The 26,576-nt window shown below is 69.6% G+C and carries 23 protein-coding genes; 16 read left to right on the forward strand and 7 right to left on the reverse strand.

The annotated features are described in order from the left end of the window. From araG to ABFO07_RS29310, 10 genes are all read left to right on the forward strand, one after another. On the forward strand, positions 1-1,542 hold the full coding sequence (araG, locus tag ABFO07_RS29265; RefSeq protein WP_059907669.1) for an L-arabinose ABC transporter ATP-binding protein AraG: 1,542 nt from the start codon (positions 1-3) through the stop codon (positions 1,540-1,542). 34 nt (positions 1,543-1,576) lie between these two features. Beyond that, positions 1,577-2,596, forward strand: a complete 1,020-nt coding sequence (gene araH / locus ABFO07_RS29270; RefSeq protein ID WP_059565031.1) for an L-arabinose ABC transporter permease AraH — start codon at positions 1,577-1,579, stop codon at positions 2,594-2,596. A gap of 45 nt (positions 2,597-2,641) precedes the next feature. After that, positions 2,642-3,535: an SMP-30/gluconolactonase/LRE family protein gene (locus ABFO07_RS29275; protein WP_347469155.1), complete on the forward strand. Its 894-nt coding sequence runs from the start codon at positions 2,642-2,644 to the stop codon at positions 3,533-3,535. A 57-nt stretch (positions 3,536-3,592) separates the two neighbouring features. Next, on the forward strand, positions 3,593-4,102 hold the full coding sequence (locus tag ABFO07_RS29280) for a MarR family winged helix-turn-helix transcriptional regulator (protein WP_124518509.1): 510 nt from the start codon (positions 3,593-3,595) through the stop codon (positions 4,100-4,102). Between the two features lie 184 nt (positions 4,103-4,286). Beyond that, complete coding sequence (locus ABFO07_RS29285; protein ID WP_059565034.1) at positions 4,287-5,117, forward strand: p-hydroxycinnamoyl CoA hydratase/lyase; 831 nt, start codon at positions 4,287-4,289, stop codon at positions 5,115-5,117. A 37-nt stretch (positions 5,118-5,154) separates the two neighbouring features. After that, positions 5,155-6,603, forward strand: a complete 1,449-nt coding sequence (locus ABFO07_RS29290; protein WP_347469157.1) for an aldehyde dehydrogenase — start codon at positions 5,155-5,157, stop codon at positions 6,601-6,603. A gap of 10 nt (positions 6,604-6,613) precedes the next feature. Beyond that, positions 6,614-8,512, forward strand: coding sequence for a feruloyl-CoA synthase (locus ABFO07_RS29295; RefSeq protein ID WP_347469159.1), 1,899 nt, complete (start codon positions 6,614-6,616; stop codon positions 8,510-8,512). A 167-nt stretch (positions 8,513-8,679) separates the two neighbouring features. After that, complete coding sequence (mhpT, locus tag ABFO07_RS29300; RefSeq protein ID WP_059907674.1) at positions 8,680-9,885, forward strand: 3-(3-hydroxy-phenyl)propionate transporter MhpT; 1,206 nt, start codon at positions 8,680-8,682, stop codon at positions 9,883-9,885. A gap of 64 nt (positions 9,886-9,949) precedes the next feature. Beyond that, positions 9,950-11,098, forward strand: coding sequence for a porin (locus ABFO07_RS29305; RefSeq protein ID WP_347469160.1), 1,149 nt, complete (start codon positions 9,950-9,952; stop codon positions 11,096-11,098). 32 nt (positions 11,099-11,130) lie between these two features. Then, entirely contained in the window at positions 11,131-12,852 is a 1,722-nt protein-coding gene (locus ABFO07_RS29310; protein ID WP_347469161.1) for a tannase/feruloyl esterase family alpha/beta hydrolase, read from the forward strand. Between the two features lie 157 nt (positions 12,853-13,009). Here the strand turns inward: ABFO07_RS29310 and ABFO07_RS29315 are convergent, their stop codons facing one another. Both ABFO07_RS29315 and ABFO07_RS29320 read right to left on the reverse strand, forming a co-directional pair. Continuing rightward, positions 13,010-13,207 carry a hypothetical protein gene (locus ABFO07_RS29315; RefSeq protein ID WP_347469162.1) on the reverse strand — a complete coding sequence of 66 codons (198 nt, stop codon included), beginning with the start codon at positions 13,205-13,207 and terminating at the stop codon, positions 13,010-13,012. A gap of 106 nt (positions 13,208-13,313) precedes the next feature. After that, on the reverse strand, positions 13,314-13,790 hold the full coding sequence (locus ABFO07_RS29320; protein WP_059565041.1) for an Lrp/AsnC family transcriptional regulator: 477 nt from the start codon (positions 13,788-13,790) through the stop codon (positions 13,314-13,316). 182 nt (positions 13,791-13,972) lie between these two features. Between ABFO07_RS29320 and ABFO07_RS29325 the strand changes: the two genes are divergently transcribed. After that, on the forward strand, positions 13,973-15,211 hold the full coding sequence (locus ABFO07_RS29325; protein ID WP_347469163.1) for a diaminopropionate ammonia-lyase: 1,239 nt from the start codon (positions 13,973-13,975) through the stop codon (positions 15,209-15,211). Positions 15,212-15,237: 26 nt separating this feature from the next. Next, positions 15,238-16,401 carry a M20 aminoacylase family protein gene (locus tag ABFO07_RS29330; RefSeq protein WP_347469165.1) on the forward strand — a complete coding sequence of 388 codons (1,164 nt, stop codon included), beginning with the start codon at positions 15,238-15,240 and terminating at the stop codon, positions 16,399-16,401. Here ABFO07_RS29330 and ABFO07_RS29335 read toward each other — a convergent pair. Both ABFO07_RS29335 and ABFO07_RS29340 read right to left on the reverse strand, forming a co-directional pair. Next, positions 16,320-16,712: a hypothetical protein gene (locus ABFO07_RS29335; RefSeq protein ID WP_347469167.1), complete on the reverse strand. Its 393-nt coding sequence runs from the start codon at positions 16,710-16,712 to the stop codon at positions 16,320-16,322. The two genes, ABFO07_RS29330 and ABFO07_RS29335, sit on opposite strands and share 82 nt — an antisense overlap. Before the next feature lie 82 nt (positions 16,713-16,794). Further along, positions 16,795-18,153 (reverse strand): aspartate aminotransferase family protein, encoded by a 1,359-nt coding sequence (locus ABFO07_RS29340; protein ID WP_347469168.1) that lies wholly within the window; start codon positions 18,151-18,153, stop codon positions 16,795-16,797. Between the two features lie 322 nt (positions 18,154-18,475). On the opposite strand from ABFO07_RS29340, the gene ABFO07_RS29345 reads away from it, so the two are divergent. Then, positions 18,476-20,701, forward strand: coding sequence for a glycoside hydrolase family 28 protein (locus ABFO07_RS29345; protein WP_430733067.1), 2,226 nt, complete (start codon positions 18,476-18,478; stop codon positions 20,699-20,701). A 49-nt stretch (positions 20,702-20,750) separates the two neighbouring features. On the opposite strand, the gene ABFO07_RS29350 is transcribed toward ABFO07_RS29345, so the two are convergent. Both ABFO07_RS29350 and ABFO07_RS29355 read right to left on the reverse strand, forming a co-directional pair. Further along, positions 20,751-21,257 (reverse strand): GNAT family N-acetyltransferase, encoded by a 507-nt coding sequence (locus ABFO07_RS29350; RefSeq protein ID WP_059565153.1) that lies wholly within the window; start codon positions 21,255-21,257, stop codon positions 20,751-20,753. Positions 21,258-21,787: 530 nt separating this feature from the next. Next, the gene (locus tag ABFO07_RS29355; RefSeq protein WP_059565045.1) at positions 21,788-22,426 is read right to left on the reverse strand and encodes a helix-turn-helix domain-containing protein; all 639 of its coding nucleotides are present in this window, start codon (positions 22,424-22,426) and stop codon (positions 21,788-21,790) included. A gap of 225 nt (positions 22,427-22,651) precedes the next feature. On the opposite strand from ABFO07_RS29355, the gene ABFO07_RS29360 reads away from it, so the two are divergent. From ABFO07_RS29360 to ABFO07_RS29370, 3 genes are all read left to right on the forward strand, one after another. Continuing rightward, positions 22,652-22,948, forward strand: a complete 297-nt coding sequence (locus ABFO07_RS29360) for a RidA family protein (RefSeq protein ID WP_347469170.1) — start codon at positions 22,652-22,654, stop codon at positions 22,946-22,948. 91 nt (positions 22,949-23,039) lie between these two features. Then, positions 23,040-24,296, forward strand: coding sequence for an NAD(P)/FAD-dependent oxidoreductase (locus ABFO07_RS29365; RefSeq protein WP_347469171.1), 1,257 nt, complete (start codon positions 23,040-23,042; stop codon positions 24,294-24,296). A gap of 107 nt (positions 24,297-24,403) precedes the next feature. Further along, complete coding sequence (locus tag ABFO07_RS29370) at positions 24,404-25,795, forward strand: amino acid permease (RefSeq protein WP_347469172.1); 1,392 nt, start codon at positions 24,404-24,406, stop codon at positions 25,793-25,795. Between the two features lie 73 nt (positions 25,796-25,868). Here ABFO07_RS29370 and ABFO07_RS29375 read toward each other — a convergent pair whose 3' ends face one another. Continuing rightward, positions 25,869-26,504, reverse strand: coding sequence for a glycine zipper 2TM domain-containing protein (locus ABFO07_RS29375; RefSeq protein WP_059801175.1), 636 nt, complete (start codon positions 26,502-26,504; stop codon positions 25,869-25,871). Between the last annotated feature and the right edge of the window lie 72 nt (positions 26,505-26,576).

The following is a 26,576-nucleotide window of genomic DNA, read 5'->3' on the forward strand; positions in this document are numbered from 1 at the left end:
ATGACGACCGACACGATCATGCAGACGGACGCCGCCGCGGCGCCGGGGCGCGCGGCCGACGCGCTGCTCGCGCTCGACGGCATCACCGTGAGCTTCCCGGGCGTGCGCGCGCTCGACGCGGTGTCGCTGGCGGTGCGCGCGGGCGAAGTGCACGGGCTGATGGGCGAGAACGGCGCGGGCAAGTCGACGCTGCTGAAGGTGCTGTCCGGCGTGAACCAGCCGCAGGCCGGCACGCTGACGCTGAACGGCGTCGCGCAGCGCTTCGCGTCGACGCGCGCGGCGCTGGAGGCGGGCATCGCGATCATCTATCAGGAGCTGCACCTGGTGCCCGAGCTGACGGTCGCGGAAAACCTGATGCTCGGGCAGCTGCCGAACCGGCTCGGTGTGGTCGACGCGCGCACGCTGGCGGCGCGCGCGATGCGCGAACTCGAACGGCTCGGCGAGCGGCTCGACCCGGACACGCCGGTCAAGCACCTGTCGATCGGGCAGCGGCAGATGATCGAGATCGGCAAGGCGCTGATGCGCGACGCGCGCGTGATCGCGTTCGACGAGCCGACCAGTTCGCTGTCCGCGCGCGAGACCGCGCAGCTGTTCCGCATCATCCACGCGCTGCGCGCGGATGGCCGCGCGATCATCTACGTCACGCACCGGATGGAGGAGGTCTACGAATTGTGCGACCGCGTGACGGTGTTTCGCGACGGCCGCCGCATCGAGACCTTCGAAACGGTCGCCGATCTCGACCGCAACCGGCTGATCGGCTGCATGGTCGGCCGCCCGATCGCGGACGTGTACGGCTACCGGCCGCGCGCGGCCGGCGACGTGCTGATCGAGGCGAAAGGGCTGGCCGGGCCCGGGCTGTCCGAGCCCGTATCGTTCAGCGCGTGCCGCGGCGAGATCGTCGGCTTCTTCGGGCTGGTCGGCGCGGGGCGTTCGGAGCTGATGAAGCTGCTGTACGGCGCGGCGCGGCCGAGCGCGGGCCACGTCGAGCTGAACGGGCGACGCGTCGCGTTCGCGAGCCCGCGCGACGCGGTGCGCGCGGGCATCGCGCTGTGCCCGGAGGACCGCAAGCAGGAAGGCATCGTCGCGATCGCGTCGGTGGCCGACAACCTGAACATCAGCGCGCGCCGGCATTTCAGCCCCGCGCGGATGCTGCTCGCGCCGCGGCGCGAGCGCGAACTCGCGCAGCGCTACATCGAGCGGCTCGCGATCAAGACCCGCGACGGCGACACGCCGATCGGCGCGCTGTCGGGCGGCAACCAGCAGAAGGTGGTGCTCGCGCGCTGGCTCGCCGAACGCATCGACGTGTTCCTGATGGACGAGCCGACGCGCGGCATCGACGTGGGGGCGCGCGCGGAAATCTACAACCTGTTCTACGAACTCGCGGAAGCGGGCCGCACGGTGATCCTCGTGTCGAGCGATCTCGCCGAGGTGATCGGCGTGGCGGACCGGATCATCGTGATGAAGGAAGGACGGATCGCGGGCTGCATGACGAAGGCGCAGGCGAGCCCCGATGCGCTGATCAGGCTCGCGCTGCCGCGCTAGGGCTTGCTGTTGACACAGGAACGACGCACACGACATGAGCGACACCATGCAATCTCAACGCACTTCCTCGTCCCCGGACGCCGTCGCGCCGGCGGCCCGCGCGCGCAGCGGCGCGTGGCAACTGATCAACCGCTCCGGCATCGTGATGGTGTTCGTCGTGCTGTTCGCGACGCTGTCGCTGACCGTGCCGGATTTCCTCACGCCCCGCAACATCCAGGGCCTGCTGCTGTCGGTCACGCTGATCGGCTCGATCGCGGTGACGATGATGTTCGTGCTCGCGCTCGGCGAGGTGGACCTGTCGGTCGCGTCGATCGTCGCGTTCTCGGGCGTCGTCGCGTCGACGCTGATCACCGCGACGCACAGCGTGCTGCTCGGCACGCTGGCCGGCGTGCTCGCGGGCGGCGCGGTCGGGCTCGTCAACGGCGTGCTGATCGCGCGCTGGCGGATCAATTCGCTGATCGTCACGCTCGCGATGATGGAGGTCGTGCGCGGGCTCGCGTTCATCACGTCGAACGGCGACGCGGTGATGATCTCCGAGGAGCGCTTCTTCGAACTCGGCTCGGGCGCGTTTCTCGGCATCTCGTATCCGATCTGGAGCAACCTCGTCGGCTTCGTCGTGTTCGGCTTCCTGCTGCGCAAGACGGTGTTCGGCAAGAACGTGCTGGCCGTCGGCGGCAACGGCGAGGCGGCGCTGCTCGCGGGGCTGCCGGTGATGCGCATCAAGATCACGGTGTTCGTGCTGCAGGGGCTCGTGACCGGTTTCGCCGGCGTGATGCTCGCGTCGCGGATGAGCCTCGGCGACCCGAAGACGTCGGTCGGCCTCGAGCTCGGCGTGATCTCCGCGTGCGTGCTCGGCGGCGTGTCGCTGACGGGCGGCGTCGCGACGATCTCCGGCGTGCTCGTCGGCGTGCTGATCATGGGCGCGGTGCAGGACGCGATGAGCCTGCTGAACGTGCCGACGTTTTACCAATATCTGATACGCGGCGGGATTCTGTTGCTCGCGGTGCTGTTCGACCAGTATCGTCGCAATCAGCGGCGCGCGATGAAGGTCTGACGAAAGCGCGGCCGCCCGCGAATACGACGGATATCGGGAGACGGCATGCAACAGACTCATCCGGCCGCGTCGGCGACGCTGCTGGCCGACAGCCGCAACACGCTCGGCGAAGGCGCGACCTGGTGCGATGCGACGCACGCGCTGTACTGGACGGACATCGAAGGCGCGCGGCTTTGGCGATGCCGCGCGGACGGCTCGGACCTCGCGCACTGGCCGATGCCGGAACGGCTGGCGTGCTTCGCGCTGACGCACGACCCCGGCGTGCTGCTCGTCGGGCTCGCGACGCATCTCGCGTTCTTCGACCTGCGCAGCGGTGCGTTCACGCGGATCGCCGATGTCGAGCCCGAGCTGCCGACCCGGTTGAACGACGGGCGCTGCGATCCGCATGGCGCGTTCGTGTTCGGGATGAAGGACGAAGGCGGCGACCCGCCGCGCGCGGTGGGCGGGTTTTACCGGCTCAATGCCGACCTCACGCTCGAACGGCTCGCGTTGCCGCGCGCGGCGATCGCGAACAGCATCGCGTTCTCGCCGGACGGTTCGAGGATGTACTTCTGCGATTCGCTGGTGCGGGAGATTTTCGTGTGCGATTACCGCGCGGGCGGTGAGGTCGCGAACGTGCGGTCGTTCGCGCGTCTGACCGATGCGGACGGCGACCCGGACGGCTCGACGGTCGATCGTGACGGCGGGCTGTGGAACGCGCAGTGGGGCGGTGGGCGGGTGGTGCGGTACGGGCCGGATGGCGTCGAGACGGAGCGCGTCGCCGTGCCGACCGCGCAGCCGAGCTGTGCGGCGCTCGATGGCGAAGGGCGGCTGTACGTGACGAGCGCGCGTGTCGGGTTGAGCGACGATGCGCACGCAGGCGGCGTGTTCGTCGTGCGGACGCGGTATGCGGGCTTGCCGACGGCGAGGTTTGCATTCGGGCGGGCGGTGCGCGGCTGAATACGCGTGCTGCATGCGTGCTGGTAAGATGGCCCGCAATTCCCTCCTGCCCGCTTTATGAGCACCGCACCGACCAAGCCCGCGATTTCGAAGAGCGCGAAGAACGCGAAGAACGCCACCCGCGCCGCGAGCGACAAGCCCAAAGCCCGCTCGCCGCAGCGCCTGACCTACGTGATCGGCAGCCTCGACCGGCTGCTGCGCCGACACATGACCGACGCGCTCGCGCCGCTCGGCATCACGCTCGCGCAATATACGGCGCTGTCGGTGCTCGAGGCGCGCGGCGCGTCGTCGAACGCGCAGCTCGCCGAGCGTTCGTTCATCACGCCGCAATCGGCGAACGAAGTGATGAGCGTGATGGCGAGCCGCGGCTTCGTCACGCGCGAAGCCGATCCGTCGCACGGCCGCGTGATCCTGCTGACGCTCACCGGCGAAGGCGCGGCGATGCTGCGCGAGTGCGAGGCCGTGCTGCGCCCGCTCGAAAGCCGCATGCTCGGCGATCTCCCCGCCGACGAGGCCGCGCACGTGCAGCGCGCGCTTGAACTGTTCGCCCGCAACCTGCGCGGCTGACGCCACCCCCCAGCAAACCGCCGATCGTCCCCCCGAAACGGAGGCCCGTAACAGGCCGGCCGATACGGGTTTACACCGGCGTTTTTGTCGCTTGCAATATCAGGTAGCCTGATATTAAATGAAGCCGTTCGCAGCAAGGGCGCTGCGCACCGAATCGGCACTGGAACGAACGACAGGAACACATATGAGCAAGTACGACAATCGCTGGCAGACCGTCGAGGTCAACGTTGAAGCAGGCATCGCGTGGGTGACGCTGAACCGTCCGGAGAAGCGCAACGCGATGAGCCCGACGCTCAACCGGGAGATGCTGCAGGTGCTCGACGCGATCGAGTTCGACGACGACGCGAAGGTGCTCGTGCTGACCGGCGCGGGCGCCGCGTGGACGGCCGGCATGGATCTGAAGGAATACTTCCGGGAAATCGACGGCGGCCCGGACGCGCTGCAGGAAAAGGTGCGGCGCGACGCGTCGGAATGGCAGTGGCGGCGCCTGCGGATGTACGGCAAGCCGACGATCGCGATGGTGAACGGCTGGTGCTTCGGCGGCGGCTTCTCGCCGCTCGTCGCGTGCGATCTGGCGATCGCGGCCGACGAGGCGGTGTTCGGCCTGTCGGAGATCAACTGGGGCATCCCGCCCGGCAACCTCGTCAGCAAGGCGATGGCGGATACCGTCGGGCATCGCCGCGCGCTGCACTACATCATGACGGGCGACACGTTCACCGGCGTCGACGCGGCGGAGATGGGCCTGGTCAACCGCAGCGTGCCGCTCGCCGAGCTGCGCGACGCGACGATCGCGCTCGCCGCGCGCCTGATCGACAAGAACCCGGTCGTGCTGCGCGCCGCGAAGCACGGCTTCAAGCGCTCGCGCGAACTGACGTGGGAACAGTGCGAGGATTACCTGTACGCGAAGCTCGACCAGGCGCAATTGCGCGATTCGGAGCGGGGCCGCGAACAGGGGCTGAAGCAGTTCCTCGACGACAAGTCGATCAAGCCCGGCCTGCAGGCCTACAAGCGCTGACCGATACTGCCATGGAGGCATGGGACTGGAGACAACGATGACCGACAGACAAATGCTGATCGGCGGCGAGTGGTGCGCGGCGCACGACGGCCGGACCTTCGACCGGCTCAACCCGGCGACGGGCGCGCTCGCGTCGCGCGCGCCGGCCGCGGGCGCCGCCGACGTCGATGCGGCGGTGGACGCCGCGCACCGCGCGTTCCCCGCGTGGGCCGCGCTTGCGCCGACCGAACGCCGCCGCCGGCTGCTGAAGGCGGCCGACCTGATGGACGCGCGCATCGACGCATTCGTCGCGGCGGGCGTCGCGGAAACCGGCGCGACGCCGGGCTGGATCGGCTTCAACGTGACCCTCGCGGCGAACATGCTGCGCGAGGCGGCCGCGATGACCACGCAGATCGACGGCGACATCATCCCGTCCGACGTGCCCGGCAATCTCGCGCTCGCGATGCGCGTGCCGTGCGGCGTCGTGCTCGGCATCGCGCCGTGGAACGCGCCGGTGATCCTCGGCACCCGCGCGCTTGCGATGCCGCTCGCGTGCGGCAACACGGTCGTGCTGAAGGCGTCCGAAGCATGCCCGGGCGTGCACGCGCTGATCGGCGCGGTGCTGCACGACGCGGGGCTCGGCGCGGGCGTCGTCAACGTCGTCACGCACGCGGCGGCCGACGCACCCGTGCTCGTCGAGCGGCTGATCGCGCACCCGCACGTGAAGCGGATCAACTTCACCGGTTCGACGCACGTCGGGCGCATCATCGCGCGCCATGCTGCCGCGCACCTGAAACCGGTGCTGCTCGAACTCGGCGGCAAGGCGCCGGTGCTCGTGCTCGACGATGCGGATCTCGACGCGGCGGTCGACGCGATCGCATTCGGCGCGTTCTTCAACCAGGGGCAGATCTGCATGTCGACCGAGCGCGTGATCGCCGCGCGATCGATCGCCGATGCGCTCGTCGAACGGCTTGCCGCGAAGGCGCGTACGCTCGTCGCCGGCGATCCGCGCGCGGGCCACGCACTCGGCACGATGGTCGACGCGGCCGCGGCCGCACGCGCCGCGTCGCTCGTCGAGGACGCGCGGCTGCACGGCGCGCGCCTGCCGCTCGGCTGCCGGGTCGACGGCGCGGTGATGCAGCCCGCGATCGTCGACGGCGTGACGTCCGACATGCGGCTGTACCGCGAGGAATCGTTCGCGCCGGTCGTCGCGATCCTGCGCGCGGACAGCGACGACGATGCCGTCGCGCTCGCGAACGACAGCGAGTTCGGCCTCGCGGCGAGCGTGTTCAGCCGCGACATTGCGCGCGCGATGGCGGCGGCGCGGCGGATCGAATCGGGGATCTGCCACATCAACGGCCCGACCGTGCACGACGAGGCGCAGATGCCGTTCGGCGGCGTGAAGGCGAGCGGCTACGGCCGCTTCGGCAGCCGCGCGTCGATCGGCGAATTCACCGAGCTGCGCTGGATCACGGTGCAGACCGCGCCGCGCCACTACCCGATCTGAGAGGAACACGATGAACGCATCGATGACCTCGCACGCCACGGACACGGATCGCCACGCCGGCGGCGCGCGCTATCGCGCGGTGGCGGTCGCGCAGGGCGACGCCGAGATCCGCCGCGACGCCGACGGCACCTGGCGGCTGCACGCGCGGGAAGCGCTCGGCGCCTATCCCGACTGCTTGACCGACTGCCTCGTGCGCGGCGCACAGGCGCATCCGGACCGCGTGCTCGCCGCGCGCCGCGGCGAAGACGGCCGCTGGATCGAGATCACCTACGCGCAGATGCTCGAGCGCGCCCGTGCGCTCGGGCAGGGCCTCGCCGATCTCGGGCTGTCGGCCGAGCGGCCGCTCGCGGTGTTGTCCGGCAACGATCTCGAACACCTGCAGCTGATGTTCGCGGCGATGCTCGCCGGCGTGCCGTACGCGCCGATTTCACCCGCGTATTCGCTCGTGTCGACCGACTACGGCAAGCTGCGCCACACGCTCGGCGTGCTGCGGCCGGGCGCGGTGTTCGTCGCCGATGCCGGCGCGTTCGCGCGCGCGCTCGATGCGGCGCTGCCGGCCGATGCGACGCTGATCGTCGCGCAGGGCGGTGCGGCCGGTGCGGCGCACACGCGCGACGCCGTGCCGTTCGAACGCCTGCTCGGCACCGCGCCGCGCACGATCGACCTGATCCACGAGACGATCGGCCCGGACCATATCGCGAAGATCCTGTTCACGTCCGGTTCGACGAAGCGGCCGAAGGCCGTGCCGACCACGCACCGGATGCTGTGCAGCAACCAGCAGATGCTGCGCCAGACGATGCCGGAGCTGACGCGCGAGCCGCCGGTGCTGGTCGACTGGCTGCCGTGGAATCACACGTTCGGCGGCAGCCACAACCTCGGCATCGCGCTGTACAACGGCGGCACGCTGTATCTCGACGACGGCCGCCCGGTGCCGGGCCGTTTCGACGAGACCGTGCGCAACCTGCGCGAGATCGCGCCGACGATCTACTTCAACGTGCCGAAGGGCTGGGAAGAACTGACCGCCGCGCTCGAACGCGACGCCGCGCTGCGCGACACGTTCTTCTCGCGCGTGAAGCTGTATTTCTTCGGCGGCGCGGGGCTCTCGCAAGCCGCGTGGGACCGGCTCGACCGCGTGACCGAAGCGCATTGCGGCGAGCGCATCCGGATCATGGCGGGCCTCGGGATGACGGAAACGTCGCCGTCATGCCTGTTCACGACCGGCCCGCTGATGCGCTCGGGCTACATCGGCCTGCCCGCGCCCGGCTGCGACGTGAAGCTCGCGCCGTGCGGCGGCAAGCTCGAGCTGCGCTTCAAGGGGCCGAACGTGATGCGCGGCTACTGGCACGCGGACGTCGACCCGCGCGACGTGTTCGACGACGAAGGCTATTACCGCAGCGGCGACGCGGCGGTATTCGCTGATCCGGCGCGGCCGGAATTCGGCCTGCAGTTCGACGGGCGGCTGACCGAGGATTTCAAGCTGAGCACCGGCACGTTCGTCAGCGTCGGGCCGCTGCGCGCGCAGGCGGTGTCGAGCGGCGCGCCGTACGTGCAGGATGTGGTCGTGACCGGGCTCAACCGCGACGACATCGGCATGCTGGTGTTTCCGCGTCTCGACGCCTGCCGCGTGCTGGCCGGGCTCGATCGCGACGCGCCGGCGGCGGACGTGCTGCGTGCGCCGGCGGTGCGGGCGGCGTTCGCCGACTGGCTCGCACGGCTCAATCGCGGCGCGACGGGCAGCTCGACGTTCGTTGCGCACATTCGCGTGATGGAGACGCCGCCGTCGCTGGACCTCGGCGAAGTGACCGACAAGGGCTCGCTGAACCAGGCGGCCGTGCAGCAGCATCGCGCGGCGGCGATCGACGCGCTCCATGATCCGGCACGCCCCGATCCCGACGTGATCCACGCATAAGCGTCGGCCGGCCGGCAGACATACCGGCCGGCCTTTTTTACGGCCAGAGAATCAGGCAGCCTGATAAAAGCTGCCGTTCAACCAGGAGACAGCGCGTTCGTTCGCCACTGGCCGGCGGCGCTCGCGCGGGATCGGCGCAAACGCCGGTCGACGGAAGAGGAGACGAGATGAACACCTATGTTGCCGAGAAGCCGGCCGTCGCGACCACGCTCGCGCTGTGCTTCGCGATCGCCCTGCTCGAAGGGCTCGACCTGCAATCGGTCGGCGTTGCCGCGCCGCGCATGGCGCGCGAGTTCGGGCTCACGGTGTCGCAGATGGGGCTCGCGTTCAGCGCGGGCACGTTCGGCCTGCTGCCCGGCGCGATGCTCGGCGGGCGCCTTGCCGACCGGTTCGGCCGCAAGCGCGTGCTGATCGCATCGGTCGTGCTGTTCGGGCTGCTGTCGATCGCCACCGCGCAGGTGTCGAGCTTCGCGATGCTGGTGGCCGTGCGCGTGCTGACCGGCATCGGGCTCGGCGGCGCGATGCCGAACCTGATCGCGTTGTCGTCCGAGGCGGTCGAGCCGCGTGCGCGCAGCAGCGCGGTGGCCGCGATGTATTGCGGGATTCCGTTCGGCGGCGTGGTCGCGTCGCTGATCGGCGTGCTGCTCGCGGGCGACACCGAGTGGCGCCACATCTTCTACGTCGGCGGCGCGGGGCCGCTGCTGCTCGTGCCGCTGCTGATCGGCATGCTGCCCGAATCGCGCGCGTATCTCGACGTCGCCGGCACCGGCGCGGCCCGCGCGAGCGTCGCGCACACGCTGTTCGGCGGCGGCCGCACGCTCTCCACGCTCGCACTGTGGATCAGCTACTTCTGCACGCTGATCGTCCTGTATTTCCTGCTGAACTGGCTGCCGTCGCTGATGGCGGCGCGCGGGCTCGACCGCGCGCATGTCGGCCTCGTGCAGATCTGCTTCAACGTCGGCGGCGGGCTCGGCGCGCTCGGCATCGGCGCGGCGCTGGACCGGATGCGCGCGCAGCGCGTGGTCGGCGGCATGTACGCGGGGATCGTGCTGTCGCTCGCCGCGCTCGCGGCCGCGCCGGGCTTCGCGTCGCTCGCGGCGGCCGCGTTCGCGGCCGGCATGTTCGTGATCGGCGGCCAGTCGGTGCTGTACGCGCTCGCCGCGATCTACTACCCGACCGCGATGCGCGGCACCGGTGTCGGCACGGCGGTGGCCGTCGGCCGGCTCGGCTCCGTCGTCGGGCCGCTCGCCGCCGCGCAGCTGCTCGCGATGGGCCGCAGCGCGCCGGTCGTGATCGGCGCGAGCATCCCCGTCACGCTGGTGGCCGCTGCGGCCGCGCTGCTGTTGATCCGGCGGCCGCGGGCGGGCGACTGATGTTCGATTTTTTCATGCGCGCCGTCAGAGCGCGCGATTACTCAAGGTCTGGAGACGCTTCAACATGAAATCGACGACAACGCGCGGCCTGCTGGCCGCCGGCGCATGCTGCGCCCTCGCCGCGCCGGGCGCGCACGCGCAATCGAGCGTGACGCTCTACGGCATCATCGACACGGGCATCGAATACGTGTCGCACGCGAACGCCGCCGGCGATCACGTGGTGCGCATGCCGGCCGTGACGGGCGAACTGCCGTCGCGCTGGGGGCTGCGCGGCGCCGAGGATCTCGGCGGCGGCTACCAGGCGGTGTTCACGCTGGAAAGCGGCTTCAACGTGCGCGGCGGCGATCTCGGGCAAGGCGGGCGGCTGTTCGGACGGCAGGCGTTCGTCGGGCTGAAGGGCGGCTTCGGCACGCTCGCGTTCGGCCGCCAGTACACGATGACCTACCTCGCGCTGCAGGGCGCGGACATCATCGGCCCGGATATCTACGGTCTCGGCTCGCTCGATGCGTATGTGCCGAACGGCCGCGCGGACAACGCGGTGACCTACATCGGCACCTATCGCGGCGTGACGCTCGGCGCCGCTTATTCGTTCGGCCGCGACGGCGCGGGCACCGGCAACTCGCCGGGGCAGGGCACGTGCGCGGGGCAGGTGCCCGGCAAGGCTACCGAATGCCGCAACTGGTCGGCGATGCTCAAGTACGACAGCGCGTATTTCGGCGCGGCGGCGTCCTACGAGGAGCAGCGCGGCGGCGCCGGCGCGGCCGCGAACTTCTTCGACGGCGCCGCACCGGCCGCATTCACGAGCAGCGCGGGCAAGGACGCGCGCGTGCACGTCAGCGCGTACGCGCAGGCGGCGGGCGCGCGGCTCGGCGCAGGCTGGATCGGGCGGCGCGTGTCGACCGGCTCGCCGGCCGTGCCGGGCGCGCATTCCGACCTGTTCTTCGTCGGCGCGTCGTATGCGGTCAGGCCGGATGTCGTCGTCGACGGCGAGGGCTACCGGATCGTCAACAGCGCGCACGACACGCGCGCAACGATGGTGACGCTGCGCGCGACCTATCTGCTGACCAAGCGCACGTCGGTCTATGCGCAGAGCGCGTACCTGTGGAACAGCGCACACGCACGCTACGCAGTGAGCGGCGGCGGCCCCGGCACGACGCCGGGCGCGGGCATGGGGCAGCTCGGCGCGATGGTCGGCGTCAAGCACATGTTCTGACACGCCGGTTCGGCGAACGGGAGACATCATTCATGACTGGAAAATCTGCATTCCTCTGTATTGTGCCGCTGTCCGCCGTGTTGCTTGCCGGCTGCGGCGGCGACGATTCGGTCACGGCGTCGCCGGCTCACATGACTGCCGCGACGCCCGCCGCGATGGCGCAGACCTGCGACGCGCTTGCCGCGAAGCTGGCGTATGCGAACACGTCGTTCACGTCGGTGACGACCGCGGCCGCGGGCGCGCTGACGGTGGCCGGCAAGCCGATTGCCGAGCATTGCGTGATCGCGGGCAAGATGAACGAGCGCGTGAGCGCGGTGGACGGCAACACCTATGCGATCGGCTTCGAGATGCGCTTGCCGAAGGCGTGGAATGGCCGCTTCTTCTACCAGGCGAACGGCGGGCTCGACGGCAACGTGGTGAAGGCGACCGGCGAGATCGGCGGCGGCGGGCCGCTGACGAACGCGCTGAACCAGGGCTTCGCGGTGATCAGCTCGGATTCGGGGCACAGCGCCGCGCAGAACCCGCTGTTCGGTCTCGATCCGCAGGCGCGCCGCGACTACGGCTACGCGGCCGTCGACGCGCTGACGCCGATGGCGAAGCAGGTGATCCGCCTCGCGTACGGCAAGGCGCCGGACCGCAGCTACTTCGGCGGCTGCTCGAACGGCGGGCGGCACGCGATGGTCACGGCGGCGCGCAACGCGGCCGACTACGACGGGATCATCGCGGGCGATCCGGGCGTGCATCTGCCGAAGGCGGCGATCGGCGAGATGTACGGCGCGCAGCAGTTCGCGAAGATCGCGTCGGCGACCGGCGCGAACGGGCTGCCGGATCTTCGCAGCGGCTTCACCGATGCGGAGCGGCGGTTCGTCGGCGCGAAGATCGTGGAGAAGTGCGATGCGCTCGATGGCGCAGCCGACGGGATGGTGCAGGACGTCGCCGCATGCCAGGCGCATTTCAGCATCGACGCGGATATTCCGACCTGCGCGAACGGCGCGCGCACCGGCGCGTGTTTGACGAGCGCGCAGAAGACGGCGCTCGCGAACGTGTTCGCGGGGGCGCGCAACAGCGCGGGCACGGCGCTGTATGCGAGCTTTCCGTACGATCCGGGCATTGCCGGCAGCGGCTGGGCCGGCTGGAAGCAGTCGAATTCGATCACGCTCGACCCGGCCGCGATGGCGTTCACGTTCATGACGCCGCCGAAGTCTGCCGCGACGCTCGCGAACCTGCCGGGCTTCGCGCTCGGTTTCGACATGGACAACGACGCGCCGGCGATCTTCGCGACGAACGGCGTGTACACGGAATCCGCGTGGTCGTTCATGACGCCGCCCGACGAGACGAATCTCGCGGCGCTGAAGTCGCGCGGTGCGAAGCTGCTCGTTTATCACGGCACGGGGGATCCGGTGTTTTCGTTCAGCGATACGCGCGACTGGTATGCGCGGCTCGCGCAGGCGAATGGCGGCAATGCGTCGGATTTCGCGCGGTTCTATCCGGTGCCGGGGATGAACCATTGCTCCGGTGGGCCGACGGCGGATCAGTTCGATATGTTGACGCCGCTGGTCGCGTGGGTCGAACAGGGGCAGCCGCCTGAAGCGGTGGTCGCCACCGCGCGCGACGCGGCGAATGCGGTGCCGAATGCGGAAGTGCCGGTTTCGTGGGGCGCGGGGCGCACGCGGCCGCTGTGTCCGTTTCCGAAGGTCGCGCGTTACAACGGGGCGGGGGCGGTGAATTCGGCGGGGAGTTTTAGTTGTAGCTGACGTCAGGCCAGAGCGGTCTTCGCGCGGACGAGATGTGCCGATGGGTGATCGCATCGCGGCACCTGTCGCTACCCGGCGGCGTATTGCCGGGTAGCGACCCAGTCGTTCGAACGGGTCATGAAACTCCGCCGCAGGTTACTCATGCGGCGGTCGCGTTTTATCGCTTGGTCTCGGTCACGTTCTTGGCAGCGTCGCCCGATTCCGCGTTTGCCTCGGCGTCCTTCGGCTTACGGGCAACATAAACGGGTGCGATGCCGTGTTCTTCAAGGTTGCGAACGGCTTTCTTCACGGCCGCGCTCACCTGCTCCCGATAGGTGTCGCTGATCAAGTAACGGCCGAATTTGTCAGCAGGCATGATTCGCTCCCATTGGATCGTTGTCGGCTGAAATTGTAAGCCGCGCCATCGAAATTCGCGCAGCAACCGCCGCCAGTCAAATCCACTCGCCGCGGTTCACCGCGCCTTACTCGCCAAGCTCCACCGGCACCCCCAACCCCACCTTCACCCGGCTCATGCTCACGAGCGTCTTGAACCGCTTCACATTGTTGTTCGCAAAGAACAACTGCCGCGTGAGCGCGTTGTACTGGTCCATATCCCGCACGACGAGGATCAGCACGAAATCCCACTCCCCCGTGACGTAATAGCACTGCTGCACCTGCGGACACTGTTCGAAAGTCCGCTTCATCGCATCGAGCAGATCGATCTGCTCGCTCTCCACCTCGACGTTGACGACGATCGTCAGCGCATACCCGGCCTTCTCCGGCGCGACGACGGCCGTATATCGATCGATCACGCCGTCGTCGGCAAGACGGCGCAGCCGCCGGTTCACCGCGGCGGTCGACAGGTTCACGCGTGCGCCGAGTTCGTTCTGGGGCGTTTGCGCGTCGCGCTGGACTTCCATCAGCAGCTTGCGATCGAACGCATCGAGTGGGGTAGTCATGTTGGCGCGTGGAACCTCGAAAGAATGAGAAATTTTTGCGTGGAGGCGGCCAACTTGGAGAATTCGTTGATCGCTCCGCGCAATATTATTTTGCTCATCGAGGGCGGGCGCAAGCGGCGCCTTCCCGATGCGAACCCACCGACGGCCCCCTTCCGACGCCGTCCCTTCGGAGCCCACCTCCCATGCTGATCGCCAACCCCCGGGCATCGCGCGCCCCTTATCCCGACGCGCTGAAGCGCGTGCTGAACATCGCATCGGCCGACGAAAGCCGCGCGTGGCTGTCGCACTGGCCCCTCCTCAGCCGCGCGCCGACGCCGCTGCGCGAGCTGCCCGACGCCGCCGCGCAGCTCGGCATCGCGCGGCTCGCGGTGAAGGACGAGTCATGCCGCTCGCCGCTCGGCAGCTTCAAGGCGCTGGGCGCGCCGATTGCGCTGATGCGTCTGGTGATGCGGCTCTGGCGGTCGCACACCCTCGACCCGAAAGACCTGCTCGAAGGCCGCCACGCAGCGCTGCTCGCGGGCCTGACCGTGATCAGCGCGACCGACGGCAATCACGGCAAGGCGCTCGCCGCCGCCGCACGCGCGATCGGCTGCCGCTGCGTGATCGTGCTGCACGCGCACGTCGGCGTGGAACGCGAGCGCGCGATCGCCGCGCAGGGCGCGCAGATCGTGCGGATCTCGGGCAACTACGACGAATCCGTGCTGCATGCCGCGGCGCTCGCGCAGGCGAACGGCTGGCATGTGGTGTCGGATACGTCGTACGACGGCTACGAGGCGATTCCGCGCGACGTGATGCAGGGGTACGGCGTGATCGCGGCCGAGGCCGTCGCGCAGGCGGCGTGCGCGGACGGCGAGCCGCCGTTCACGCATGTGTTCCTGCAAGGCGGCGTGGGCGGGCTGGCCGCCGGCGTCGCGAGCTATCTGTGGGAGCGCGACGGCGCGCGGCGGCCGCATTTCGTCGTCGTCGAACCGCGCCAGGCCGATTGCCTGTACCAGAGCGCGCTCGCGGGCCGCGCGACGAAGGCGACCGGCTCGGTCGATTCGGTGATGGCGGGGCTCGCGTGCGGCGAGGCGTCGCCGCTCGCGTGGGATTTCCTCGAGCCATGCATCGACCACTTCATGCTGATCGACGACGACGACGCGGTGCAGGCGATGCGCCGGCTCGCGGCCGGCAGCGAACGCGACGTGCCGCTCGTGGCCGGCGAATCGGGCGCGGCCGGCGTCGCGGGGCTCGCCATGCTGATGCGCGATCGCGACGCCGCGCGTGCGGCGGGGCTCGATGCGAACGCGCGGGTGCTCGCGATCAACACGGAGGGCGCGACGGCGCCGTCCGTCTACGAACGCTGCGCCGGCGAGCCGGCCGACGCGGTGCTGGCCCGCCAGCGCGACTGGCTGCAACGCACGGCGCACGCCGTGCAATGACGATGCCGATCGACGAGGAGCGCGACATGGAAAGTACGCTGCAAGGCAAGTTGAAGGCGTGGCGACACCACCTGCACCAGCATCCGGAAACGGGTTTCGAGGAAGTGAAGACGTCCGATTACGTCGCGAACATCCTGACGACGCTCGGGCTCGACGTGCATCGCGGCATCGGCGGAACGGGGCTCGTCGCGAACCTGACGGTCGGTGCGGGCACGCGCGCGATCGGCGTGCGCGCGGACATGGACGCGCTGAACATCGCCGAGCACGCGCCGGGCCGCGCGCATGCGTCGCACACGCCCGGCAAGATGCACGCATGCGGGCACGACGGCCACATGTCGATGGTGCTTGGCGCGGCGCAGTTGCTGGCCGGGCGCAAGGATTTCGACGGCACCGTGCGTTTCATTTTCCAGCCGGCCGAGGAACACGGCCGCGGCGCGAAGGCGATGATGGCCGACGGCCTGTTCGAGCGCTTTCCGGTGGACGCGATCTTCGGCGCGCACAACATGCCGGGCATGCGCGCGGGCACGTTCGCGACGCGCGCGGGCGGCATCATGGCGAGCGAGGACAATTTCGTGATCCGGATCAACGGGCGCGGCACGCATGCGGCGCGGCCGCAGATGGGCATCGACCCGATCGTGATCGCATCGCAGGTCGTGCTCGCGCTGCAGACGATCGTGTCGCGCAATCTCGACCCGGGGCTGCAGGCCGTGATCTCGTGCACGGAGTTCATCACCGACGGGCTGCGCAACGTGATTCCGTCGACGGTGACGATCAAGGGCGACACGCGCAGCTATGCGCGCGACGTGCAGGCGCTGCTGGAAACGCGGATGCGCGAGATCAGCGAAGGGATCTGCCGCGCGCACGGCGCGGACTGCACGTTCGAGTACACGCACGAGTTCGCGCCGACGGTGAATTCGCCGGAGTACGTCGATCTCGCGGTGCGGGCCGCTGCAAACGTCGCCGGAGCGGAAAGCGTGGACCCGAGCGTCCAGCCGATGATGATCTCGGAGGATTTCGGCGCGTTCCTGCAGGCCGTGCCGGGCAACTTCATCTTCATCGGCAACGGCGAAGCGTCGGCGCCGGGCGGCGTGCCGCTGCACAACGCGACCTACGATTTCAACGACGAGATCCTGTCGACCGGCGCGCGGTATTTCGCGGAGATCGCGCGGCTCGCGTTGCCGGCGGCGTAGCGCTGCATCTGTGCCAGGCGCGCCGCCGTCACGCGTCGGCCGGCTGCCGCTTGCCCGCTGCGTCCGCGCCGCGCGCGCTCGAGAATCGCAAGCACTTCGCGCGCGGTGTTCTCCGAATGGTTGCGCAGCACCTGCGGCAGCGCCGCATGCGACGGATCGGCGAGCGCCTGCATGATCGCCTCGTGCTCGCCGAGCGATTCGGCCCGGCGCAGCGTGTCCGCGTTCGCGGCGCCGCGCGCGCGATGCACCTTCGACATCAGCGACGCATGGATGCCCGACAGCAAACCGTGTCTGGATTGACGGCTTGGCAACGGCGATATCCGTTGGCGGCGCAATGGCGGGCTCGATGCCGATGTCGTTGCGCCGTCTTTGTGCGGTCCTGTTCGCCCGCCCTCACACCAGTTCGCCAAGACACGCATCGAACTGCGCGACCAGCCGGTCGACGTCCTGCGCCGTGGTGTCCGGGCATACGAGCATCATGTTGTGGAACGGCGTGATCAGCACGCCGCGATTCAGCAGGTACAGATGCACGATGTGCTCGAGCTCGCTGTCGAGCTGCTGCCCGGCGAGCGTGCCGTTGCGCGGCGGCGCCGGTGCGAACTGGAATTCCGTGCGCGCGCCGATACGCGTCACGCACCACGGCAGCCGGTGCTGCGCGATCGCCCGTTCGAGCCCTGACGCGAGCCGCGCGGCGAGTTCGAACATGTGCGCATACGCCGCGTCGGTCGCGACTTCCTCCAGCGTGGCGCGCATCGCGTGCATCGCCAGCATGTTCGCGGTGAGCGTCGTGCCGATGCCCGAGTGCCCGGGCGGCGCGTTCAGCTTCGCCTGCTTCGCGCGTTCCGCGAATGCCGCGCTGAAACCGTAGACCGCGCATGGCACGCCGCCGGCGATCGGCTTGCCGACCACCAGCGCGTCGGGGTCGAGCCCGTGCGCGACCGCATAGCCGCCCGGGCCGCTGCTGATCGTGTGCGTCTCGTCGATCACGAGCAGCGTGCCGTAGCGGCGCGTCAGCGCGCGCGCTGCCTGCCAGAAGCCGGGGTCGGGCAGCACCATGCCGATGTTCGTCATGGCCGGCTCGGCGAGCACGCACGCGACGTCGCCTTGCTGCAGCGCGGCCTCGAGCGCAGCCAGGTCGTTGAACTCGACCACGCGCGTGTTCGCGAGCAGGTCATGCGCCTGCCCGAGCAGGCTGTCGCGCTGCACGGGGCGGCCGTCGACGAGATCGACGAACACGTCGTCGACCGTGCCGTGATAGCAGCCGTTGAACACGACGATCGTGTTGCGGCCGGTGGCCGCGCGCGCCCAGCGCAGCACGAAGCGGTTCGCGTCGCTCGCGCTCAGCGCGAACTGCCAGACCGGCAGCGCGAAGCGGCGCGCAAGCTCGCGCGCGACCCACGCCGCGTCCTCGCTCGGCAGCATCGTCGTGTAGCCGCGCGTCGCCTGCCGCGCGAGCGCACGCGCGACGGGCTCGGGCGCATGGCCGAACATCGCGCCGGTATCGCCGAGACAGAAATCGACGTAGCGATGGCCGTCGACGTCGGTGAACGTCGCGCCGCGCGCCTCTTTCACGTACAGCGAAAACGGGGTCGACCAGTCCTGCATCCAGTGCAACGGCACGCCGAACAGCAGATGCTCGGTCGCTTCGGCGGACAGCGCGCGGGACTTCGGCATCGCTTCGGTGAACGCGCGGCGCTCGCGGTCGAACAACGCGCGGGCGCGGGTGAGGTCGACTCCGTGGCGGGAAGGCAATTGGAACTCCTCTGGCAGGTTGGTCGGATTGACGCCTTCGCGAGCTTGTCATATTCCGGGAGCGTGGTCGATTCGGGCTCGACCGCGTATCCGCCTGACGTAAAGTTTTTGCGCATAAACATACGACAACGTATGTCAATGCCGCAGACGCGCTATGTGAGTGTGCGCACACATAAGCGGATGATTTCCAGATTAAAGAAGGTTAAACGACAGATTCGGAAGAAGCTCCAGCGGCGGCTAGATTGTCATATGTGATACGACGACATATGAATAAGACGCGTCACCTGGCGCGTCGATCGCCCAATACACTGGAGGAGTGCCCATGGCCGCCGCCCGCCGCCGTTCGTCTTCATCCGCCCGGTTCCAACCGTCCACGCGGTTGTCGCGTCGCGCGTTCATCGGCTGGACCGGCGCGATGGCCGGTGGCGCGGTGCTCGGCGGGCCGTTCGCGGCGACCCGGGCGTTTGCCGGAGGCAGCATGTCGAGCATGTCGGCGGTCGATCCGATCTGGGGCGAGCACGGCGCGGCCGCGCGCATCGCCGCGTCGCTCGCGCACGTGTCGCGGCTTGCGTTCCACGGCCGCGACTTCGACGTGACGCGCTATGGCGCGCGCCCCTGCGCGACGGTCCCGCAGGCGTCGCCATACACGAACACCGCGAAATCGCCGGTGAGCCCCGGCTCGGAGCGGACGGTTGCATCCGGCGCATTCGATTCACGCCCGGCATTCCTCGCGGCGATCGATGCGTGCCATCGCGAAGGCGGCGGCCGCGTGGTCGTGCCGCCCGGCAACTGGTATTGCGCGGGGCCGATCGTGCTGCAGAGCGACGTGAATTTCCACCTGGGCGCGAACTGCACGATCTACTTCAGCCCGAACCCGGCCGACTACGCGAAGGACGGCCCCGTCGACTGCGGCGCGAACGGCCGCCTGTACTACAGCCGCTGGCAGGCGAACGACTGCCTGAACTACGGCGCGCCCGTCTACGCGCGCCACGCGACGAACATCGCGCTGACCGGCGAAGGCCCGACGTCGGTGCTGAACGGGCAGGCGATGACGCCGTTTTCCGGCAGCGGCAACGGCAGCATCTGCTGGTGGACCTTCAAGGGTTCGTCGGGCGCATATGGCGCGGGCGCGTCGGTGCCGAGCCAGGCGCTGGCGAACCCGAACAACGTCGACCTGCGCATCGTCGCGCCGGCGATTCCCGATGCGCTGTACGCGCTGCTGACGTCGCCCGTCACGCCGTGGCAGCAGGACCAGAACTACCTGCCTGCGCTGTCCGAGGCAGGCGTGCCGGTCGAGCAGCGCATCTTCGGGCTCGGCCATTACCTGCGGCCGTGCATGGTCGAGTTCATCGGCTGCACGAACGTGCTGATGGAAAACTACCAGACGCAGAACACGCCGTTCTGGCAGCACCATCCGGCCGCGTGCCGCAACGTCGTGATCCGCGGCGTGACGGCCGACAGCATCGGCCCGAACAACGACGGCTTCGATCCGGACGCCTGCACCGACGTGCTGTGCGAGGGCTGCACGTTCAACACCGGCGACGACTGCATCGCGATCAAGTCCGGCAAGGATCGCGACACGGAATACGGCCCCGCGAAGCGCCACCTGATCCGCAACTGCACGATGAACAGCGGCCACGGTGGCATCACGCTCGGCAGCGAGATGGGCGGCGGCGTCGAGCAGATCTACGCGACCAACCTGTCGATGCTGAACGCGAACTGGCAGACCAATCCGCTGAACATCGCGATCCGCGTGAAGACCAACATGAACCGCGGCGGCTACGTGAAGGACTTCCACGTGAAGGGCGTGACGCTGCCGAACGGCGTGAACCTGAAGGGCGGCGGCTACGGCGGCGCGCTGCTCGCGGGCAGCCCGATCAACGCGAGCGTGCCGCTCGGTGTCGCGACGGCGGCGGCCGGCAACCCGTCCGCCGCGCAGGGCGGCATCGTCACGTTCGATTGCGATTACCAGCCCGCGAACGACGCGGTGCGCACCCGCCCGCCGCTCGTGCAGAACGTGACGATCTCGGGCCTGAAGGCGAGCAACGTGACGCTGAACGGCGTGAGTGCGTCGTGCTTCCAGGCGATCGTCGCGCAGGGGCCGGTCGCGTTCGACTACAACGGTGCGCCGCCCGCGCCGACCACGCCGACCACGCCGACCACGCCGACCACGCCGACCACGCCGACCACGCCGACCACGCCGACCACGCCGACTACGCCGACTACGCCGACTACGCCGACTACGCCGACTACGCTGACTACGCCGACTACGCCGACTACGCCGCCCGCGCCGCCCGCGCCACCCGCGCCACCCGCGCCACCCGCGCCGCCCGCGCCACCCGCGCCACCCGCGCCACCCGCGCCGGCCGTCCAGCCGATCGCCGGCGTGACGATCCGCGACTGCGATTTCGGCACGCCGGTTGCGTCGGGCACGCCGACGGCGACGTCGCCGGGGCCCGTCTATGCGTACAACGTGAGCGGGATGGTGCTGTCGAACGTCGTGATCGCCGGGCAGGCGGTCAACACGACGATCACCGACCGGCGCTAGCGGCGCTCGCGAGGCTTGCGACGCGAGAAGGCAGGACCGTATCGACGCATCACGCCAGCGTCTTCACCATGTGATGCTCGTCGTAGAAGCGGCCGTCCACGAACAGCGAGCGCGGCTCCGTGCCGAACCGGACGAAGCCTTGCGACGCATACAGCCGCTCGGCCGTCGCGTTGGTTTCGTTCACGCACAGCATCAGCTGGCGGCATTGCCACGCCTGCGCCGCATGTTCGGTCGCACCGTCGAGCAGCGACTGCGCGATGCCGCGCCCGCGATAGGCGGGATCGACGAACACGCCCCAGATCGTCGCCTTGTGCGCGACCTTCGCGCGCGCATCGCGGCGCACGCCGGTGATGCCGACGAGCGCGTCGCCGTCGAACGCGCCGAACACGGCCTGCGCGGGCGTCGGGCGCAGGCGGGCGGCCCGTTCCTCGATCGGCAGGGCGGCTTCTTCGTCGCGTGTCGGCAGGAACGAGGTCGGCGACGTGGCGACCGCAAGGAGGCGCAGGGACTGGAACAGGATGGCGTCGGCGGTGTCGAGCAGGCGGATCGTGATCATGCGGGTCGTGGGGCAGGGGATCGTCGGAATCTGCGGCGCGCCGCAGGGCATGCCCATGCTAGACGGAATCGGCAACGCATGCATGGCCGATCGAAGCCGCCGCGAGGATGCGGCGACGACTCGGCGATGACTCGGCGATGGCTCGGCGATGGCTCGGCGATGACTTGGCGATGACTTGGCGATGGCTCGGCGATGGCTTGGCGATGACTTGGCGATGGCTCGGCGACGACTCGGCGACGACTCGGCGATGACTTGGCGATGGCTCGGCAATGGCTCGGCGATGACTCGGCGATGGCTCGGCGATGACTCGCGATGGCTCGCGATGGCTCGCGATGGCTCGCGATGGCTCGGCGACGACTCGGCGATGACTTGGCGATGACTTGGCGATGACTTGGCGATGACACGCGATGACACGCGATGACACGCGATGACACGCGATGACACGCGATGACACGCGATGACACGCGATGACACGCGATGACACGCGATGACACGCGATGACACGACGACCACGCAACGCCGCGCCCGCATCAGATCGCGTCGTGCGGCCGCTCGGCCTCGCCGTCCACGCAGCACGCGAGCACCTCGGCATCGGTGTCGCCGAGGCTCAGGTACACGTGCCCGACCGAGCTGTCGAAATACAGGCTGTCGCCGGCCGAGAGCCGGAACGACTGGCCGTTCTCGAAGCGCAGCTCCAGCTCGCCGCTCAGCACGAACACGAACTCCTCGCCGCTGTGCCGGATGTAGTCGGCGAAGTCGGACAGCTTGCGCGCGTGAATCCGCCCGCGCACGGGCACCATCCGCTTGCCGGTCAGGTCGTTCGCGAGCATCCCGTACGCGTAGTTCGGCGTGTCGTACACCACCTGCTGGCCGGCCGGCGTGAAACTCGGCTGCATCGCGCCGGCCGGCGCCGCGCGGCCGAACATCGCGTCGAAGTCGAGCGCGAGCGCATGCGTGAGCGCCGCGAACTTGTCGTAGGTGAGCGCGATGTCGCCGCGCTCGGCCTTCGAGATCGTCGATACCGCGATGCCCGAGCGCTCGGAAAGTTGCGCGAGCGTCAGGCCGCGCGATTTGCGCGCGTCGCGCAGCCGCGCGCCGACCGTCCGGTGATCGAGGCGCGGCGGTTCGGCGTCGGGCGCCGGCGGAACGGGGGCGGTGGCTTTGGACATCGGAAACTCGGCGTGATGCGCGTGCAGCGTAGCTACGGGTTTTATCGTATGCGAGATGTAATTTTCTCGTATATGATAATTTTCGTCGAAATCGCCGGGGTGGGCGTGACGGCCACTCTAGCATCGGGCGGCGCGAATCTCTGCGGCAACCGGTGCCGCGCGCCGCCACCCTGTGCCCCGTCATCCCGCCGGCCCGCCGCGGCCGGCTTCTCGAAGGTGCCCTCGATGTCCAGTGAAATCCAGCGTCTGCAGACCAACGCGCGCATGAGCCAGGTCGTGATCGCGAACGGCTTCGTCCATCTCGCCGGCCAGGTGCCCGACTCGCCCGGCGCGTCGATCGCGGTGCAGGCGGGCGAAGTGCTCGCGCGCATCGACGCGCTGCTCGCGGCGGCCGGCGTCGACAAGACGCGCGTCGTCACCGCGAACGTGTGGCTCAGCGACGCCGCGCACTTCGATGCGTTCAATGCGGTGTGGGACGCGTGGGTGCCGGCCGGCCATGCGCCGACCCGCGCGTGCGTGTAGGCGCTGCTGATGAAGCCGGGCCTCGACGTCGAAATCGCCGTGACCGCGCTTGCCTGAGCCCGGCGCCACGCGCCTCGAGGAGTTCCTTCCGATGAAGTTCGATACGCTCGTCCTCGGCGGCGGCATGATCGGCGTGTCCGTTGCCGTCCACCTGCAGCAGCGCGGCCTGTCGGTCGCGCTCGTCGACCGCAAGGCGCCCGGCAACGAAACCTCGTTCGGCAATGCCGGGCTGATCCAGCGCGAGGGCGTGTACCCGTACGCGTTTCCGCGCGGCTTCGGCACGCTGCTCAAGTACGCGTGCAACCGCTCGCCCGACGTCCGTTATCACGCCGCGGCGATGCCGAAGCTCGCGCCGTTCCTGTATCGCTACTGGCGCAATTCGCACCCCGCGCGCCACGCCGCCATCGCGCGCGCATACGCGCCGCTCATCGAACACTGCGTGACCGAACACCGCGCGCTGATCGACGCGGCGGGCGCGGGCGCGCTGCTGCGCGACGGCGGCTGGCTCAAGGTGTTCCGCCGCGCGGCGACCCGCGATGCGGAAACCCGCAACGCCGAACGCTGGCGTGCCGAATACGGCGTGACCTTCGACGCGCTCGACGCCGCGGGCCTGCGCGACGCGGAGCCGTTCCTGAGCAAGGAACTGATCGGCGCGCTGCGCTACACGGGCTCCGATTCGATCCGCGACCCGCACGCGCTCGTCACCGCGTACGCGCGGCACTTCGAGCGGCTCGGCGGGCGCATCGTGACCGGCGACGCGCTGACGCTCGCGCACGACCCGGGCCACAGCTGGCGCGTCGACACCGCCGAGGGCCCGCTCGACGCGCACGCGGCGGTCGTCGCGCTCGGCCCATGGTCGGACCTGCTGTGCGAGCGGCTCGGCTACCGGCTGCCGCTCGCGGTCAAGCGCGGCTATCACATGCACTACGCGGCGCAGCCGGGCGCGCGCCTGAACCGGCCGGTGCTCGACGCGGACAGCGGTTTCCTGATCGCGCCGATGACGCGCGGCATCCGCCTGACGACGGGCGCCGAACTCGGCCTGCGCGACACGCCCGCGACGCCGGCCCAGCTCGCGGCCGTCGAGCCGGTCGCGCGCCGGCTGTTTCCGCTCGGCGCGCGCGTCGACGGCGTGCCGTGGCTCGGCCGCCGGCCGTGCACGCCGGACATGCTGCCGGTGATCGGCGCGGCGCCGCGCCATCGAGATTTGTGGTTTGCCTTCGGTCATGCGCATCACGGCTTCACGCTCGGCCCGGTGACGGGCCGGCTGGTGGCCGACCTGATGATGGGCACGCCCCCGTTCGTCGATCCGGCGCCGTTCCGGGTCGAGCGTTTCCTGCGCGGCCGCTGACCCCGGCGCCGCGCAATGCAGCAGGGCGCGCCCCGGACACGATCCGGGCCGCCTGTCCAGCGGCCGACCCAACCGGCGGGCCGTGACGATCAACGTTTGGAGACAACATGCAACAGAACACGATGCGGCGCGACCTCAGCGCGCGCCAGATTTCGTTCATGGCCCTCGGCATGGCGCTCGGCGTCGGCCTGTTCCTCGGCTCGGCGTCCGCGATCAAGGCGGCCGGGCCGGGCGTGCTGGTGGCCTACCTGATCGGCGGCGGGATGATTTTCCTGATCATGCGCGCGCTCGGCGAGATGGCCGTGCACCAGCCGGTGGCGGGCTCCTTCGGCGCGTACGCATTCGAATACCTCGGGCCGTTCGCGGGCTACCTGGTCGGCTGGAACTACTGGCTGCTGATGGTCGGCGTGGGCGTCGCGGAGACCACCGCGGTCGGCATCTACATGGGCTTCTGGTTTCCCGACGTGCCGCAATGGATCTGGGTCGTGTCGTCGATCGCCGCGATCGCCGGCTTCAACATGCTCAACGTGAAGGCATACGGCGAGCTCGAGTTCTGGTTCGCGCTGATCAAGGTCGCGACGATCCTGCTGATGATCGCGGGCGGCGCGCTGATCGTGTTCACGGGGATCGGCCACCAGGGCGTGCCGGTCGGCCTGTCGAACCTGTGGCGGCACGGCGGCGTGTTTCCGCATGGCGTGCTCGGGCTCGTGAGCGCGCTGCCGATCATTGCGTATTCGTTCGCGGGCGTCGAGATGATCGGCCTCACCGCCGGCGAGGCGCGCGAGCCGAAGAAGGTGATCCCGCGCGCGATCAACGCGGTGCTGTGGCGAATCCTGATCTTCTACGTCGGCGCGATGTTCATCATCATGGCGCTCTATCCGTGGACCGGGCTCGGCGCGCACGGCAGCCCGTTCGTGACGACCTTCGAGGCGCTCGGGCTGCGGCAGGCGGCGGGCATCGTCAACTTCGTGGTGGTGACGGCCGCGCTGTCGAGCTTCAACTGTGTCGTGTTCAGCGCCGCGCGCATGCTCGTGAGCCTCGCGGATAACGGTCTCGCGCCCGCGCCGTTCGCGCGGCTGAGCGCGAGCGGCTCGCCGTCGCGCGCGGTCGCGCTGACCATCGCGTGCATGTCGGTGGGGGTGCTGCTGAACTACGTGGTGCCCGCGCGCGTGTTCGGCTGGCTGATGTCGCTGCTGTCGTTCGAGGTGCTCGTCACGTGGGCGATGATCGTGCTGACGCACATGCGGTTTCGCCGCGTGATGGCCGCGCGCGGCGTGACGACGAGCTTCCGCATGCCGTATGCGCGCGTCACGTCGTGGGTGTGCCTCGGGTTCGTCGGGTTCGTGTTCGTGATGCTGGGCATCGACCCGGAGACGCGCGGCTTGTTGATCGTCGGTGCGGTGACGATCGCCGTGCTGACGGTGATCTACCGGCGTTCAGTGAGCCTGCAGTCGGCCGCGCAGTCCACGCAGATCGCGCTCGAGGCCGAGCGCGCGTGAGGGTGGTGCACCGCGCGGTCATGCCGCGCGCAGGCGCCGGTCACGCGCTGCCGTGCGCGGCGCCGGCGCGCGATCAATACCGCGACAGCTGGTTGCCGTCGATCCGCACGCGCTCGCCCGGGCGCAGGTCGCCCGGCGTCGGCACGTCGAACGAGCGCGTCGAACCGTCGTTGACCTGCACGTCGATCCGGTAGCCGCTCGGCGCCTGCTGCGCGCCCATCTGCTGGCCGATCTGGTTGCCGGCGACGGCGCCGCCGAGCGCGCCGATCACGGTTGCCGCGTCGCGGCCCCGGCCACCGCCGATCTGGTTGCCGAGCACGCCGCCGATCAGCGCACCGACCACGGTGCCGGCGATGCCCGCCGGCGCGACCGCGCTGCTCACCGGGCGGATGTTCGCGATGGTGCCGTACTGCGTGCCGTATTGGCTGCCGTACTGGTTCTGGTTCCCGTATTGGTTGTTCCCGTACTGGTTGCCGTATTGCGAGTCGTACGGCGACGGCGCCTGGTTCGGATACGCGGGCTGCTGCTGCACGTAGCCCGGCTGCGAATAGGCCGGCTGCGCGTAGCCGGGCGTCGCGTACTGCTGCTGCGGATAGCCCTGCGCGCCGTACGGGCCGTAGCCCGGTGCGACGCAGGCCGTGAGCGGGAGCGCCGCCACGGCGACGAGCGAGGCGAACAGAATGGTCTTCGTGGAGGGCATGCGCTTCATGAGGTTTCCTGCATCGGCAACGTGTTCGCCGTGGGGATCGTCAGACGGGGTGGCGAACTCGGCGTGAGTATA

This window comes from Burkholderia stagnalis, from assembly GCF_039848545.1.
Taxonomy (GTDB): Bacteria; Pseudomonadota; Gammaproteobacteria; order Burkholderiales; family Burkholderiaceae; genus Burkholderia; species Burkholderia stagnalis.